The sequence below is a fragment of the Erwinia sp. AK-PDG3-5 genome (genome assembly GCF_056821705.1).
This window is the reverse complement of sequence record NZ_CM165967.1, coordinates 1,887,336-1,902,035: the sequence shown is the minus strand read 5'-3', so window position 1 is coordinate 1,902,035 and position 14,700 is coordinate 1,887,336. Positions and strand designations below refer to the sequence as shown.

The following is a 14,700-nucleotide window of genomic DNA, read 5'->3' as shown; positions in this document are numbered from 1 at the left end:
TCATAGCCGGTAAAAGGTGGTTAAGCCATTCTCTCCAGAATCTCAATATCGTTCTTACTGAAGGTCATCGTATGATCAAAATTGATCACCCAACCGTTGTCCACAATCTTTATTTCGGGATTAGAATCGCCCGAAATATTCAGAAAGCCGCCATGAATGAAGGTTTTCATACCCTCACTCGCCCCCCAAATATTAAGATCGCTATTGAGATTATCAAGAGTATCTTCCTTCTTGTCCTCTTTCACATGCGGGCCTAAATCATTCCTTAGCTTTGAAATAACTTTCAAGTACGATTTCTTTAGTTCAATTTTCGACTTGGCAAGAGACTTAAACGCGTTCATTAAGTCTTTATTATCTTTCAGCTGATGTTCTTTATTCCTTGATCTCAGCACCAATAATAAAGAGACCAGGGCAGAGGTTGAGCCTGCGGAGTACAGCGCTACCCTGACGCTGACTTCCCTCAAGATAGCGGCAATGGTACTCCCGGAAGTCAAAAAGGTGCCGATGGGCGCCAGAATCTCCCATAAAAAATCCCGATTAGACTTATTGTAAACATCCCGGACCTTCAGGGGATTCCACCACCCGGAATTTCCCGCGGTGTGTTTATTGAAGAAATTCTGGTTATTGGGCGTCACCATCACAGCATGGGCGCGGTTAGATAACAGCCCCATCTCAACATCATCCTCACTCATCGCCGTACGGCCACTGGTGTTGTTCAGCAGAGCCGTGTAGGTTTTCATCGCCTGTTCGACATCATCATTGGCAAAACTGTACAGGTCATCATCATGTGTGTGATTGATGATATCGACTAACAGTTTCATCTCCTCATGATCGAACGATCCACCATTATAAATAGCGTTAGTTATCGCGGATGCTATGCCAGCCATTGTTATACCCCAGACAATTAGATTTCTTTATTCTGCTTAACGTCCCATCCTGATTTCGTTTCTGCGCCTTTGGTGCCCTGTTCACTTTGCTCCCAGTAATGAAGATTTACTTTAGCTGCCTGGAAGTAATAGCTGACCATGATTTTATCGGTGCTGCCCACCCCGGTGAATTTGCATCCTGTGACCAGCACGTCTTCAAGGACGACACGCGTGTACTCAACTTTCTGGCCACCGGCCTTACAAACGGAAAGCTCAACGCTGTTGACATGTTTGCCTGACGCACAAAATTTCATGATCGCCGGAGTGCCTTTATCGATAAACGCCTGCACCGCCAGGTCGCTAAACTGGACCTTACCGGCACCGCCGCCGCCACCTACCGCCATATTGCCTGGCTGACTGGCTCCCCAGTTGAAAGACTGAATATCAATCCAGTTCTTATGATTAGAGTCAGCGGATTCGCCGGTTACACCATCAACTTTCAGATACATATCAACAGACATTCGCTTTTTCCTTTTAAAGAGATGAAAAGTGAGCAACCTAATTATTAAATAAACTTAATAGACTTTTTTTACAAGAAGATGAAACGCCAGCCGCTGATTCCAGGAACTATCCTGGAAAACAGGTCCAATATTAAGGAGAATGGCACCGACGTTGTGCGATGAACGGGGGTTGGACGGGCGCTGCATCAGGTGAGCAACGGGTGGAAGAGTATTGGCTTCAGGCGAGATAGGAATGACCCGGGCTTTGGGATATATTGGCAGCACTATCGTGAATTGATTTCTTGTTAACAGGTAACATCGGCATGGCTCTGATCCCCAAAAACTACACCCGTCTGGAAAGCGGCTACCGCGAGAAAGCCCTGAAGATCTATCCGTGGGTGTGTGGACGCTGCTCGCGTGAGTTTGTTTACTCCAACCTGCGTGAACTTACGGTTCACCATATCGATCATGACCATACCAATAACCCGGAAGACGGCAGTAACTGGGAGCTGTTGTGTCTGTATTGCCATGATCACGAGCATTCGAAGTACACTGAAGCTGACCAGTACGGCACCTCGGTGGTGGCGGGAGAAGATGCGCAGAATGACGTGGATGCCGCGACCTACAATCCGTTTGCCGATTTAAAGTCGATGCTCAACAAGAAGAAGTAGGCGTTAACCTGTCCGCTTCAGACACCAGGCTGGCCTTAACCTCCAGCCCGGGTTCCCCCTGTTAAGCGGCCTTACTGGTGAAATCCCCTCAAAAATTGATCCAGATCATGAAATTACTTCATGTTCGGTGAATTTATATCACTTTTCCTCACTCAGTGACTATGGCATAAATTAGACACTGCTTTTCGCCCAAGACAATTTGACAACAGCTGAATAAGAAACCAGAAAGTAAATTCTGGAACTGCTTAAAATAAACGCATTCAGTGTCACATCTGAGATTAGGATAGCCATCAAAATGAATAACGAATTCGCCTTTACCATTAAAAGTCTTTCTTTTGATGAAAATTATAATCCTTCAAAAAATACGCGTATTACCACCAATTTTGCCAATCTGGCACGTGGTGAAAAACGCCAGGATAACCTGCGCAACACCTTGAAAATGATCGACGATCGTTTCAACTCGCTGGCGCTGCAGGATAATGCCAATGGCGATCGTTATTCCGTCGAGCTGGAAATTATTTCCGTTGAGATGGATGTCGAAGGCAAGGGAAATACCTTCCCGGTGATTGAAATATTGAAAACCCACATCGTTGATAAAAAGACCCATCAGCGCATCGAAGGGATTGTCGGTAATAACTTCTCCTCTTATGTACGTGATTATGATTTTAGCGTGGTGCTGTTAGAGCATAACAAGAACAAAACCGCCTTCACCACGCCGGATAATTTCGGTGATTTACATGGCAACCTGTTCAAATATTTCGTTAACTCTGCGGCCTACAAAGCGCATTTCAATAAAGCGCCGGTGATCTGTTTGAGCGTATCCAGCAAAAACACCTATCACCGTACTGAAAATCAGCATCCGGTGTTAGGTGTCGAATACCTGCAGGATGAACTGTCCATGACCGATCACTACTTCAATAAAATGGGCCTGCAGGCACGCTACTTTATGCCGCCAAACGGCGTTGCGCCGCTGGCGTTTTATTTCTCCGGTGATTTGCTGAACGATTACACCGATCTTGAGTTAATCAGCACCATCAGCACGATGGAGACCTTCCAACGGATTTATCGTCCTGAGATTTACAATGCGAATTCTGCGGCGGGTAAGAAATATCAGCCGACCCTGAGTCACAAAGATTATGCATTAACGAAGATTGTTTATGATCGAGAAGAACGCAGCCAGTTAGCGATTGAACAAGGAAAGTTTACTGAAGAGCGCTTTATCAAACCCTATCGGGCGATCCTTGAACAGCTCTCAGCTAATCCCGTTCTTTGATTAACCATAAAAATATAAGGTCACCTGTTATGAAAATTTTATTACCTACGTCCACGGCGGGCAGCCTGCCAAAACCTTCCTGGCTGGCGCAACCTGAAACATTATGGTCACCGTGGAAATTGCAGGATCAGGAACTGATTGATGGCAAACACGATGCGCTGCGCCTGTGCCTGGAAGATCAACGTCAGGCCGGTATCGATATCGTCAGTGATGGTGAACAGACCCGCCAGCACTTTGTCACCACCTTTATTGAGCACCTTAACGGCGTTGATTTTGAGAAGCGTGAGATCGTTAAGATTCGTAATCGCTACGATGCAAGCGTACCGACCGTGGTCGGCGCGGTAGAGCGTCAGAAGCCAGTGTTTGTTGAAGATGCCAAATTCCTGCGCAAGCTGACCGACAAACCAATCAAATGGGCCCTGCCTGGCCCGATGACGATGATCGACACGCTGTATGACAGCCACTATAAAAGCCGCGAAAAGCTGGCCTGGGAATTCGCTAAAATCCTGAATCAGGAAGCGAAAGATTTAGAGGCTGCCGGTGTCGACATTATCCAGTTTGATGAGCCTGCCTTTAATGTGTTCTTCGATGAAGTGAATGACTGGGGTATTGCCGCGTTAGAAAGAGCGGTTGAAGGCCTGAAGTGCGAAACGGCAGTGCATATTTGCTACGGCTATGGCATCAAAGCCAATACCGACTGGAAGAAGACGCTGGGTACCGAATGGCGTCAATATGAAGAAATCTTCCCGAAACTGCAAAAATCCAGCATTGATATCGTCTCACTGGAATGCCAGAACTCCCGCGTGCCGATGGATCTGATTGAACTGATCCGCGGTAAAAAGGTGATGGTTGGGGCGATTGATGTGGCTACCAATGCCATTGAGACGCCAGAAGAAGTGGCTGATACCCTGCGCAAAGCCCTGCAGTTTGTTGATGCTGACAAGCTGTATCCTTCGACCAACTGCGGCATGACGCCGCTGTCTCGTGACGTTGCCCGTGGCAAGCTGAGCGCGTTAAGTGCCGGTGCTGCTATCGTTCGCGGTGAGCTGACCCGATAGTCTTATCGATGGGGAGGACGCGAGGATAAATCAGGGCCAGCCCTCATCGCGAAGACGTGCCCCTTTAAAAAAGCCCGCTTATGTTTATAAGCGGGCTTTTGTCTTTTCAGAATCACTGAGCGCGTCGCCCTTCCCCTCTATCCTTTAGCGAAGTTCGCCTGGATACGCTGTTGCAGATAGTCTGCGGCGGTGATCGGCGGATATTTCTTCTGCGGCCCAAGAATTTCGACCTCTTTATTGGCCTGACAGAAAAACGCCAGGCTGTAGCGCGGCCCCTGATATTCACCCGGCAGCGGACTTCTGACCCGATGGAAATTCGACGGCAACCGATCGTCGCTCCAGCGCATCAGCATGTCGCCGATATTGCAGGTGATCACCTCTTCCCGCGGTTCGATGCTGGTCCACTGCTGACTTTCATGGTCCTTGCCCGGACAGACCTGTAAGCCACCCTGACCAGGGCGCTGGAACAACAGCGTCAGGCAATCAAAGTCGGTATGCGCACCGGCACGCCACATCCCCTGCTCGGACTGCTCGGTGGCATAGTAATGCAGCATACGCAGCGTGCTCTGATAGGTTTTCTCATCAGGATTGTGCGCCTGCGCGAAAAAGTGCTCCGGGAAGCCCAGCTTCAGTGCAAAGCAGGACAGCAGCTTCATTCCCAGCGCCCAGCACTGCGACTCAAATGTCAGCATAGTCTGTTTAAACGCCGGCAGTTCGTTCTCGCCCGGCCACAGGCCATCCATCAGCGGACGGGTAATCTGATAGGACTCTTTCTGATCGGGGGTTTTGGTCGAAGGACGCACCTGGGACTTATTTTCCCAACCGGCGTTTCTCGCCAGCGGATACTGCGCTTTTACCGCATCCGGCAGCGCGAAGAACGACTCGGTGGTGCTGAAGGCATGACGGATATCATCCAGCGCGATGCCGTGATTGCTGACCTGGAAGAAGCCAATTTCAACCGCAGCCTGCCAGAGCTGGTCGGCGATCTCGCTTTTGCGTTGTTCGAAGTTCGACAGGTCAATGCAGCGCACTTCGCGAGTAAAGGTCTCTTCGCCCATGGCGCCCATCAGCGCCTCTTTTTCAAGTTCCTGCAAACCGTAACCTTGGGACTGTGACATGTTGTTTTCCTTCTTCAGGGAATGAGGTTAGCCCGCAACGCGCTGTTGCAGAGTACGCACCGCAGACATCGCCTGCTGGCGCAGCGCATCAAGATCGAGACCGGGCACCACATCGTCTTCAACGATGGTGCGGCCGTTAATCATTAAGGCTTTCAGTGCGGCACGGCCGCCACAGGCAACCGGACCAATTGCCATATCGTGCAGGCCGAAGTAACGCGGGTCGTCGAGCCGATAGATGGCGATGTCCGCCAGCATGCCTGGCTGCAGGCAACCGCTTTTTTGCAGACCGAGGATCTGCGCTCCGCCGGCGGTGCCCCAGCGCACCACGTCTTCTATGGTTGCCGCGTCACCGCCGCCCTCGAAGGTGCCGCCGTCATAACGGGGTTTGGCCGCCATCCCCTTACGGGCGCGCTGTAACAGCCAGGCGGCGTGGGTTTCGCTCTGCATATCCGCCGCCTCATTTGACGCCGCGCCGTCCACTCCCAGCGAAATCGGCACGCCGGCTTTTTCCAGCGCCAGCAGATCGGCGATGCCGCTGCCCAACCGCCCGTTGCTCTGCGGACAGTGAGCAATCCCGGTGCGGGTAGTCCCCAGCATGGCGATCTCTTCCGGCAGCAGCTTCACCAGATGCGCAAACCACACATCGTCACCCAGCCAGTCATGCTCGGCGCAGAACTGCACCGGCGTCATGGCAAACTTATCGCGTGCCACATCCAGATAGTCCACCGTCTCCGACAGATGGCTGTGCAGACGAATATTCAGGCTGCGCGCCAGTTTGGCCATTTCACGCAGCTGCGATCCCGGCGCGGAATGCAGCAGCGTGGTCGGTGCCATCACCACGCGGCGCAAGGACTCCGGCCGTGGGTCGTGATAACGGCCCACCAGACGCTCCATATCCGCCATATACGCCTCATAGTTTTCCGGTCGCAACGCTTGAGGTAAGTCTTTCTCAATCGACCGTCCCTGCGTTGCTCCGCCACGGCACAGTACAATGCGCATCCCCAACGCTTCGCCTTCGCTGAAAACGATCGCCGAGGTATCGAACGGCATATCCGGCCAGTAGAGATAATTATGGTCGGCAACGGTGGCACAACCGGAACGCAGCAGTTCAATCAGCCCAATGCGCACCGCCAGACGGAAAGTCTGTTCATCAAAGGTGGCGCGAAAGCGGTAAGGCGTGGCGCTTAACCACCCGGTCAGGCTTTTATTCAGCCCCTGCGGCTCGCCTTTAAGTAACGACTGGAACAGATGATGATGGGTATTCACCCAGGCCGGATAGATCACGCAGTCGCGGGCATCGATCTGCCGCTCGTCGGGTTCCGCCACCAGCGTGCCCATCGCCTCGATAATCCCATTACGCACGCGGATATCCGGCCCGTTATGGCGCGCGGCTTCACCGGGTAATCCCGTCAGAATGGCGTGCGCGTTTTTTATCAGCAGTGAATCAGACAGCATCGCAACGCTCCTCAGGGTTTAACCTGCATGTGGTCAATAAACTCGGTGGTATAGGCCTGCTTCCAGTCGGTGTCGGCGTTAAGCAGTTTGGCATTGACCATAAAATCACGGGTCTTCTGCCAGCGTGTCTCGGTCATGGTGCCCCAGCCTTTAGTTGCCGCATCGCCACCATCAATCAGATGATGCTGGCTGATTTGCTCAACCGCCCACGCCAACAGGTCGTCGGTCATTTTCGGGTTGTCTTTTTTGATCAGCGCATTGCCTGGCGCCGGGTTTTTCAGGTAACTCACCCAGCCTTCCATCGAGGCCTGCACAAATTTCGCCATCGCCTCTTTGCGGCCGCCGATCTCATCCGGACGGGTAATTAAGATACCGCCATAAGGCGGGTAACCATGCTCGGAGAACAGGAAGAAGTTGGATTTCACCCCGGCTTTCTGCGCCTGAAAAACTTCAGAACTGACGTAAGCCTGCTGCGCGACGTTATCGTCGGCGACAAAGGGTTGGATATTGAAGGTGTAAGGGCGGACCTGAGAATCTTTCAGGTGATAGCGTGCTTTCAGCCAGGGCCACCAGGTTGACTGCCCGGAGCTGGAGACCAGAATGGTTTTGTCCTGCAGCCCGTCAAGGGAGGTCACCGAGGCGTGGGTCAGCAAACCCTGCGGATCATACTGGAAAGGCGCGGCGATGGCCTTCGCCTTAAAACCGCGCTGGACCGCTTCCAGAAGCTGCAGATCGTAACCGATGATCACGTCCGCGCGTTTCGACAGCAGTAACTGCATACCGTTGATCTGCGGGCCGCCGGACTGAATGCTGACATCCAGGCCGTAGCGTTTATAGATGCCGGTGGCCAGCGCCTGGTAATAACCGCCCTGCTCGGCCTGCGCGTACCAGGAGGTCAGTAAGGCGATTTTCTCTTCCGCGCTGGCGGTGGATGACAGCGCCCCAAACATCAACGTGCTCAGCACGCAGTAAGACAGGGAAATGCGGGATGGTAACTTCATTGCTCCTCTCCTTATCGTTGCCGGAGAGAGGACAAGCAGACGCGGCTCAGCCTCCCAATCCGGCGCAAAATGAACCGCGAAATGGTTGCTGAGCAATGTCCCGCGCATTGAGCTGCACTGACCGCTTCTACTCACGTTTAGCTATACAAAAACGGTGCCAACTTCACCGATCGCCATTCCACAGGGTTTATCGGGGAACGGCGTTGCAACATTTGATTCAAAGGAGAGCATCACGCACTAAACTGGTGCGATTATTCCTCACGGCCCGGTGCATCAATCTGGCTGAACAGCACTTCAAGCTGTTTCAACATCATCGATGCCGCCAGCGAAAGCTGTCGTGAAGGCGCCAGACACAGCGATAAGGTGAAGGATTTTAACTGCGGATCGGTCAGCGGAATAAAAGCCAGCTCTTCGCGGTCCACCTCATCCATGATGTCCAGCCAGCAGAGGATGCCAATGCCGATCTTCTCTTTGATCAGCGAACGGATCATATGGATGTTATTGGACACCGCCACTTCTTTCACCATGCCGCCGTTATTATTCAGCAGCGCCTCGACCGGCCCGTAAAGCATCAGCGGGGCTGAGGGAATAATAAACGGATATTCAAGGCATTGATTAAAGCGCACCCCGCTTCTGCCTTCCAGCGGATGCCCTTTGGGCACCACAATCCCCAGATTGATCTCGGCAAACGCCTGCACCATCAGCTCCTTCGAGCTTTGTGGGTTGAGCATAATGCCAAAGTCGGCATCCCCTGAGATCAACGCCTGCTGAATATCGATGTTATTCATGGTGGTCAGCGTAAAGGAGATATTGGGATAGTCCTGATGCACTTTCTTCAGCATCGACGAGAAGAAGTGCCGGTTAATGGCATCGATGGTGGCAATCCGCACGTGCCCGCGCCGGAGCCCGCGCAGGTCATCGAGCTGTTCACGCACGCGGGAAAAGTCCTTCTTCCAGTTTTTGGCGGCATGCAGCAGCAACTCCCCCGCCGCCGTCAGCCGCAGCCCGGTGGGATGCCGTTCAAACAGCGGCATCGCCAGCTCTTTCTCCACCCGCAGGATCTGCCGGTCGATAGACGATGCCGCAACGTGCAGGGTTTCTGACGCCTTACGGAAGGATCCCAGACGCGCCACTTCGGTGAAATACAGCAGAAACTTTGAGAAGGCGAACATAAGTGAGGTGCTCTCTTTTATGCAACGGGACGTGCGAATCAAAGCTCTCGACGCAACGCTGTTATAGCAATAACGTAGCTTTCATTGCAACGGGAACAATCGTTTCATCACTCAAACAGAGTCCAGACTCGCTACGGTAAAAGAACATGAAAGACGCCGAAATAATCCCTGTCACGATTAAAGCAATCACTGAAAATGGCGCAGGAAACCTGTCATTGCAGTTTATTGCCCAGCGGGATTATGCGTTGCCAGGCTGGTTACCCGGCGCACATATCGACCTGTTTATTCCTGAGATTGGCCCGCGCCAGTATTCTCTTTGTGGTGAAGACGGTGACGTGGAATATTATGAAATCTGCGTCAAGCTGGCCGAACTGTCCTCTGGCGGTTCGCAGCATATTCACCACCATTTTAAGCCTGGCGACAGCCTGACGATTTCCGCACCGCGCAATCATTTTCCGTTACCGGACGCACCGCATTATCTGCTGTTGGCGGGCGGCATTGGCATTACGCCGTTGCTGGCGATGGCGGAAGCTATCGCGCGTAAGGGCGGCGAATGTGAGCTGCATTACTACGTTTCGAACGCCGAACAAACCGCCTTCCTGCCGCGTCTGAGCGCGCAACCTCTCGCGGAGCGGGTGTTTTTTCATTACAGCGACGCAAACGATTCCCTGCGCCACAATACGCCGTTCGCCCTGACGCAATCCGACCCGCACACCCGGCTGATGGCCTGCGGACCGGACGGCTTTATTCAGCGGCTGCAGGACATTATGCAACAGCATCACTGGCAGCCCGACCAGTTACATTTTGAGCGTTTCAGCAACCCGGAATTAGCGCGACAAGGCGGCAATACGGCATTTCATATTGAGCTGAGTTCCACCGGACAACGTTATCTGGTCAGCCCGGAGCAGACCATTGCCGAAGTCTTACTCAGTGCCAAAGTCGATATTATGCTTTCCTGCGAACAGGGTATTTGTGGCTCCTGTATTACCGACGTTATCGACGGCATTCCGGATCACCGGGATTGTGTGCTGACCGATGAAGAAAAGGCCGACAACAGCCAGATAACGGTGTGCTGTTCCCGCGCCAAATCCCCTGTTCTGGTCCTCGACCTGTGAGGCTGACGACGCGCCCGGCTCAACCCGGCTCGCCACTGGCCGGCGTTGCCAACGTCCGTTTACCGGCGTGGCTGCTGCCCGCCGACTGGCCGCAGCAGCAGGGTGAACCCGTCGCGGCGGATATCCGTTTCGCCGACGGCAGGATCGCCTCGCTAACCCCTACTCAGCCAGACCAGCCAGATTTGTGGGACCTTCAGGGCACGCTGGCCTTGCCAGGCCTGATTGAGCCGCACGCGCATCTGGATAAAACCTTCACCATTGGCCGCAGTCGTCCTGCCCGACCGGGTCTGTTAGCGGCGATTGAAACCCTGCACCAGGATCGCCAGCACTGGACCGCGGAGGATCTCCACCAGCGCGCGGCGCAGGGCCTGGCCTGGGCGGCGTCCCACGGCGTCAGCCTGTTACGCAGCCATATCGACTGGTTTGAACCGACGCCACCGCTTGCCTGGCATGAACTGGCGACCCTTCACCAGCCTGGCGTCACGCTGCAACGCGTGGCGCTGGCCCCGCTCGGCTTTTTCGCCGATGCGGATGCCGCAGACCGCATTGCCCGCGCGGTGGCGCAAAGCGGTGAACACTGCCTGTTAGGCGGATTCGTTCACTCCTCCAACTGGGATCCGGCCGCGATGGCCAACCTGATGCACAGCGCCACCCGCTGGGGGCTGGATGTGGATCTGCATATCGACGAAGAGCTGAGCGAAACCGCCAACGGCCTGCTCTGGCTGGCTGACTTCCTCAGCGAAAACGCCTTTAGCGGGCATATCTGCTGCAGCCACGGCTGTGCGCTGGCGTCCGGCAGTGAACAGCAGGCTAAAGCCGTGCTCAGCGAATTAGCTAAACACCGCGTCACCCTGATCGCCCTGCCGATGACCAACCTGCTGTTGCAGGACGCCGTAGTCGGCCAGACGCCGCGCCAGCGCGGGATCACCCTGGTGAAAGAGGCGCAGGCCGCCGGCATTGCGGTGATGCTCGGGTGCGACAACGTGCAGGATGCCTTTTGCCCGGCGGGCAGCTATGACCCGCTGGATACCCTGAGCTGCGGGCTGTTTGCCCTGCAGCTGGACAGGGTGTTTGACCTGCAGTCACAGCTGATCTGCTCTGCTGCTGCGCTGACCGGTACGGCAAGCGACTTACCGCTGGCGGTGGGCAGCCCCGCCAGCATGGTGCTTTTCCCCGGTTGCGACAGCGCAACCTGGCCATTAAACAGTGCGGCTCGCGTGGTGATCCACCACGGCAAGCTGACCTTTCAACGAACGTGGAATGCGGAGTGCTGATATGAGTCTTGAAGCCGGAGCGGGCAAGCCGCTCGCCAAATATGCCGCCTGGCGTCGCGCGGGGGATTTTATCTTTCTGTCCGGCATTATTCCGGTCAATCCACAGAGCGCCACCATCGTGCGCGGCTTTCAGGATATTCCGGCCGACGCCCGCGTGTTGCTCGGTGAAACCGGCGAATTCTCTACCGATGCCAAACAAGGCCCGATTCTTGCACAGAGTTGGTACGTGCTGGAAAGCATTCGCCGCACCATTGAAGAGGCCGGTGGCGAGATGAGTGACGTGATCAAGCTGGTGCAGTACTTCCGCAACCTCGATCACTTCCCGTATTACAGCCAGGTGCGAAAACTGTTTTATCCCGGTCAGCCGCCCGTTTCCACCGTGGTGCAGGTCAGCGAGATGCTGCCAAGTGCCGAGGTACTGATTGAAGTTGAGGCCACCGCGTGGCTACCCCAATCCCGCTTAACGCAATAATGTCGGATAACGAGGCACAGTATGATTAACGGTTATATTCCCGCAGCCCGCTTCCTCCCTTTCCTCAGCTGGCCGGCGATTGCTGCCCTGCCGGACAAAGCCAATACCGTGATCGTATTGCCGACCGGCGCCATTGAACAACATGGCCCGCATCTGCCCTGCTCCGTGGACAGCGTGATCTCGTCCGGCGTGGCAGGCCACGCGCTGGCCCGTTTGCCAAAAGCGATCCCGGCGTTCGCCATTCCACCGGTCACCTACGGCAAGTCGGACGAGCACCTGAATTTCCCCGGCACCCTGACCTTAACCGGCGACACGCTGCTGCAAACCATTCTGGAAATTGCCGAATCGGTCTATCGCGCCGGCTTCCGCAAGCTATTGATGATCAACGGTCACGGCGGACAGCCGCAGGTATTGCAGATGGCCTCACGCGAGATGCGTCTGCGCCATGGCGACATGATCATGATCCCGCACGACGTGTTCCGCGTGCCGAACGTGGAGAACCAGTTTCTCAGCGCGCAGGAGCAAAAAATGGCGATGCACGCCGGTCACAGTGAAACGGCGGTGATGCTGGCGCTGGCCCCGGAATGCGTCCATATGGAGCATGCGGTGGTGAACTATCCTCCTGAATTTCCGTGCCCGACGCTGTCCAGCAGCCGTCCGGCCGCCGCCTGGGCCTCGTATGACTTCGGTCCCAGCGGCGTGATTGGCGACCCAACGCAGGCCACCGTTGAGCAGGGCCATGCGATCCTCGACTCGCTGGCCGCCAGCTGGGCGCAGGCCATTACCGAAATCCATCAAATGGAATGGAAAGCACGCAGCGAACCCACCTGGGGCAAACACCACTGGAATGGCTTTGTGCAGACCTCTTTTACGCCACCTTCGTCTTCTTTTGCCTCTGAATAAAGGATTCCCCGTGATGAATAACATGCGCAAACCCACCTATAGCCTGATTGCCCTGATGCTGGCCGGAACCTCTTTTTCCACCCTGGCAGAAGAAAAATTCACCTTCCTCACCAACTGGTACGCTCAGGCAGAACACGGCGGTTTTTATCAGGCGCAGGCCAAAGGGCTGTACAAAAATGCCGGGCTGGACGTCAGCATCAAGATGGGCGGCCCGCAGGTCAACGTGATGCAGCTGATGGCCGCCGGCCAGGCGGACTGTACGCTGGGCGACAACGGTCAGGCGCTGGAAACCTGGCAGGCCGGTGTGCATGCGATGACCGTCGCGACGGTGTTCCAGCACTCGCCAACGGTGTTTATCAGCCATGACAAGGTCAGCAAAGGCGAGGAATTAAAAGATAAAACCTTCCTGCTGGCCACCGAGGCCTATACCTCGTTCTGGCCATGGGCCAGGAGCAATCTGGGCCTGGCCAACGCGAAGATCCGTCCTTACACCTTCAGCGTGCAGCCTTTCCTCGCAGACAATAATTTAGTCCAGCAGGGCTACGTCACCTCCGAGCCGTTTTCGGTGCAAAAAGGCGGCAAGCCATTCTACGTCTACCCGCTCAGCGACTGGGGCTATCCGCCGTACGGCAACTCGATTATCTGTATGGCCGACACGGTGAAAAATCACCCAACGGCGGTCGCGGCCTTTATCAAGGCGTCGATGGAAGGCTGGAAAGAGTATCTGCAGGATCCGACCGCCGGCAACGTGCTGATCACCAAGGCCAACCCGCGAATGGGTGCCGATCAGATTGCCTTCGGCATCGCGCAGATGAAGAAATATGAACTGGTGACCGGCGGCGACGCGCAAACCGGTGGGATTGGCATCATTACCGAATCGCGTCTGAAAGAGACCTGGGATATGTTGGTGAAAAACAAACTGATCGCCGCCGATAAAGTGCCGTTTGAACAGACCTATACCCTCGACCTGATTAAAGACGCGAAGGTTATGCCATGAATTCAGCCCCTAAACTGACCGTGATGAGTGAGGTGCGCGCGCCCAGCGCGCCGCCGCAGCCCGCCATTGAGGTGCTGTCGGCGGAGAAGATCTACAGCAACGGCACCCGCGCGTTATTGCCGGTCAATCTGACCATCAACCAGGGTGAGTTTATCACCCTGCTTGGCCCCTCTGGCTGCGGCAAAAGTACGCTGCTGAAGATGGTGGCCGGGCTGATTGAACCAACCGACGGCAAGCTGATGTTGTGGCGGCGTGACAGCCGTGAAAAGGCGCAGGAGCCGCTGTCGTTTGTCTTCCAGGAAGCGACGCTGATGCCGTGGTGCAACGTGCATAACAACGTGCGACTGCCGCTCGATCTGGCCGGCGTGCCGCGCGCAGAAGCCAACACCCGCGTCAGTGAAGCGCTGGAGCTGGTGGGTCTGGGCAAGTTTGCCAAAGTCCTGCCGCGTGAGCTGTCCGGCGGCATGCAGATGCGCGTGTCGATTGCGCGCGGGCTGGTCACACGGCCTAAGCTGCTGCTGATGGATGAACCGTTCGGCGCGCTCGACGAAATCACCCGCAATAAGCTGGACAGCGATCTGCTGCGTCTGTGGCGCGAACAGGGTCTGACGGTGGTGTTCGTCACCCACTCCATTCACGAAGCGGTGTTTCTGTCGCAGCGGGTGATCATGATGGCGGCACGGCCTGGCCGTGTGGTGGAGGATATCGCGATTACCGAACCCTTCCCGCGCAGTGAAGACTTCCGCGTCAGCCCGGCATTTTCGGTTTATGCCAAACGCCTGCAGGACAGCCTTCTGCAAGCCAGCCAGTCAGGAAAGGAGTAAG

General features: G+C 55.0%; 15 protein-coding genes. 9 read left to right on the top strand and 6 right to left on the bottom strand.

Features of this window, described 5'->3' with window-relative positions; genetic code table 11:
* Positions 1-20: 20 nt before the first annotated feature.
* Positions 21-821, bottom strand: coding sequence for a hypothetical protein (locus tag AC1UKS_RS08685; RefSeq protein WP_482436488.1), 801 nt, complete (start codon positions 819-821; stop codon positions 21-23).
* Positions 822-904: 83 nt separating this feature from the next.
* Positions 905-1,387, bottom strand: coding sequence for an Hcp family type VI secretion system effector (locus tag AC1UKS_RS08680; protein WP_482436486.1), 483 nt, complete (start codon positions 1,385-1,387; stop codon positions 905-907).
* 302 nt (positions 1,388-1,689) lie between these two features.
* On the opposite strand from AC1UKS_RS08680, the gene yajD reads away from it, so the two are divergent.
* The 3 genes from yajD to AC1UKS_RS08665 all read left to right on the top strand — a co-directional run bounded on the left by yajD (position 1,690) and on the right by AC1UKS_RS08665 (position 4,368).
* A complete protein-coding gene (gene yajD / locus AC1UKS_RS08675; protein ID WP_013202720.1) occupies positions 1,690-2,037 on the top strand; it encodes an HNH nuclease YajD in 348 nt (115 codons plus the stop codon).
* Positions 2,038-2,332: 295 nt separating this feature from the next.
* Complete coding sequence (locus AC1UKS_RS08670) at positions 2,333-3,310, top strand: DUF1852 domain-containing protein (RefSeq protein ID WP_105759934.1); 978 nt, start codon at positions 2,333-2,335, stop codon at positions 3,308-3,310.
* A 29-nt stretch (positions 3,311-3,339) separates the two neighbouring features.
* Entirely contained in the window at positions 3,340-4,368 is a 1,029-nt protein-coding gene (locus AC1UKS_RS08665; RefSeq protein WP_134824410.1) for a methionine synthase, read from the top strand.
* 137 nt (positions 4,369-4,505) lie between these two features.
* On the opposite strand, the gene AC1UKS_RS08660 is transcribed toward AC1UKS_RS08665, so the two are convergent.
* From AC1UKS_RS08660 to AC1UKS_RS08645, 4 genes are all read right to left on the bottom strand, one after another.
* On the bottom strand, positions 4,506-5,486 hold the full coding sequence (locus AC1UKS_RS08660; RefSeq protein WP_265910825.1) for an isopenicillin N synthase family dioxygenase: 981 nt from the start codon (positions 5,484-5,486) through the stop codon (positions 4,506-4,508).
* A gap of 27 nt (positions 5,487-5,513) precedes the next feature.
* Positions 5,514-6,941, bottom strand: a complete 1,428-nt coding sequence (locus tag AC1UKS_RS08655; RefSeq protein ID WP_265910826.1) for an amidohydrolase family protein — start codon at positions 6,939-6,941, stop codon at positions 5,514-5,516.
* A gap of 11 nt (positions 6,942-6,952) precedes the next feature.
* A complete protein-coding gene (locus tag AC1UKS_RS08650; protein WP_482436906.1) occupies positions 6,953-7,891 on the bottom strand; it encodes an ABC transporter substrate-binding protein in 939 nt (312 codons plus the stop codon).
* 302 nt (positions 7,892-8,193) lie between these two features.
* The gene (locus tag AC1UKS_RS08645; RefSeq protein WP_013202726.1) at positions 8,194-9,114 is read right to left on the bottom strand and encodes a LysR family transcriptional regulator; all 921 of its coding nucleotides are present in this window, start codon (positions 9,112-9,114) and stop codon (positions 8,194-8,196) included.
* 146 nt (positions 9,115-9,260) lie between these two features.
* Here AC1UKS_RS08645 and AC1UKS_RS08640 point away from each other — a divergent pair, with 146 nt between their 5' ends.
* From AC1UKS_RS08640 to AC1UKS_RS08615, 6 genes are read left to right on the top strand one after another with little or no spacing between them, the layout of a single operon-like run.
* Positions 9,261-10,229, top strand: coding sequence for a PDR/VanB family oxidoreductase (locus AC1UKS_RS08640; protein WP_482436480.1), 969 nt, complete (start codon positions 9,261-9,263; stop codon positions 10,227-10,229).
* Positions 10,226-11,503 (top strand): amidohydrolase family protein, encoded by a 1,278-nt coding sequence (locus AC1UKS_RS08635; protein WP_482436477.1) that lies wholly within the window; start codon positions 10,226-10,228, stop codon positions 11,501-11,503. Before AC1UKS_RS08640 ends, AC1UKS_RS08635 begins: the two co-directional genes overlap by 4 nt.
* 1 nt (position 11,504) lies before the next feature.
* Complete coding sequence (locus AC1UKS_RS08630) at positions 11,505-11,975, top strand: RidA family protein (RefSeq protein WP_346597645.1); 471 nt, start codon at positions 11,505-11,507, stop codon at positions 11,973-11,975.
* A 21-nt stretch (positions 11,976-11,996) separates the two neighbouring features.
* Complete coding sequence (locus tag AC1UKS_RS08625; protein WP_265910830.1) at positions 11,997-12,878, top strand: creatininase family protein; 882 nt, start codon at positions 11,997-11,999, stop codon at positions 12,876-12,878.
* 13 nt (positions 12,879-12,891) lie between these two features.
* Positions 12,892-13,875, top strand: coding sequence for an ABC transporter substrate-binding protein (locus tag AC1UKS_RS08620; RefSeq protein WP_482436905.1), 984 nt, complete (start codon positions 12,892-12,894; stop codon positions 13,873-13,875).
* On the top strand, positions 13,872-14,699 hold the full coding sequence (locus tag AC1UKS_RS08615; protein WP_013202732.1) for an ABC transporter ATP-binding protein: 828 nt from the start codon (positions 13,872-13,874) through the stop codon (positions 14,697-14,699). The genes AC1UKS_RS08620 and AC1UKS_RS08615 overlap by 4 nt, the downstream gene beginning before the upstream one ends.
* Position 14,700 lies beyond the last annotated feature (1 nt).

What these genes read in the sequence shown, in the direction of transcription:
- AC1UKS_RS08645 (WP_013202726.1), bottom strand. Translation starts at nt 9,114, where the DNA reads ATGTTCGCCTTCTCAAAGTTTCTGCTGTATTTCACCGAAGTGGCGCGT.
- AC1UKS_RS08650 (WP_482436906.1), bottom strand. Translation starts at nt 7,891, where the DNA reads ATGTTTGGGGCGCTGTCATCCACCGCCAGCGCGGAAGAGAAAATCGCC.
- AC1UKS_RS08665 (WP_134824410.1), top strand. Translation starts at nt 3,340, where the DNA reads ATGAAAATTTTATTACCTACGTCCACGGCGGGCAGCCTGCCAAAACCT.
- AC1UKS_RS08615 (WP_013202732.1), top strand. Translation starts at nt 13,872, where the DNA reads ATGAATTCAGCCCCTAAACTGACCGTGATGAGTGAGGTGCGCGCGCCC.
- AC1UKS_RS08620 (WP_482436905.1), top strand. Translation starts at nt 12,892, where the DNA reads ATGAATAACATGCGCAAACCCACCTATAGCCTGATTGCCCTGATGCTG.
- yajD (WP_013202720.1), top strand. Translation starts at nt 1,690, where the DNA reads ATGGCTCTGATCCCCAAAAACTACACCCGTCTGGAAAGCGGCTACCGC.
- AC1UKS_RS08630 (WP_346597645.1), top strand. Translation starts at nt 11,505, where the DNA reads ATGAGTCTTGAAGCCGGAGCGGGCAAGCCGCTCGCCAAATATGCCGCC.
- AC1UKS_RS08655 (WP_265910826.1), bottom strand. Translation starts at nt 6,941, where the DNA reads ATGCTGTCTGATTCACTGCTGATAAAAAACGCGCACGCCATTCTGACG.
- AC1UKS_RS08685 (WP_482436488.1), bottom strand. Translation starts at nt 821, where the DNA reads ATGAAACTGTTAGTCGATATCATCAATCACACACATGATGATGACCTG.
- AC1UKS_RS08625 (WP_265910830.1), top strand. Translation starts at nt 11,997, where the DNA reads ATGATTAACGGTTATATTCCCGCAGCCCGCTTCCTCCCTTTCCTCAGC.
- AC1UKS_RS08640 (WP_482436480.1), top strand. Translation starts at nt 9,261, where the DNA reads ATGAAAGACGCCGAAATAATCCCTGTCACGATTAAAGCAATCACTGAA.
- AC1UKS_RS08660 (WP_265910825.1), bottom strand. Translation starts at nt 5,486, where the DNA reads ATGTCACAGTCCCAAGGTTACGGTTTGCAGGAACTTGAAAAAGAGGCG.
- AC1UKS_RS08680 (WP_482436486.1), bottom strand. Translation starts at nt 1,387, where the DNA reads ATGTCTGTTGATATGTATCTGAAAGTTGATGGTGTAACCGGCGAATCC.
- AC1UKS_RS08670 (WP_105759934.1), top strand. Translation starts at nt 2,333, where the DNA reads ATGAATAACGAATTCGCCTTTACCATTAAAAGTCTTTCTTTTGATGAA.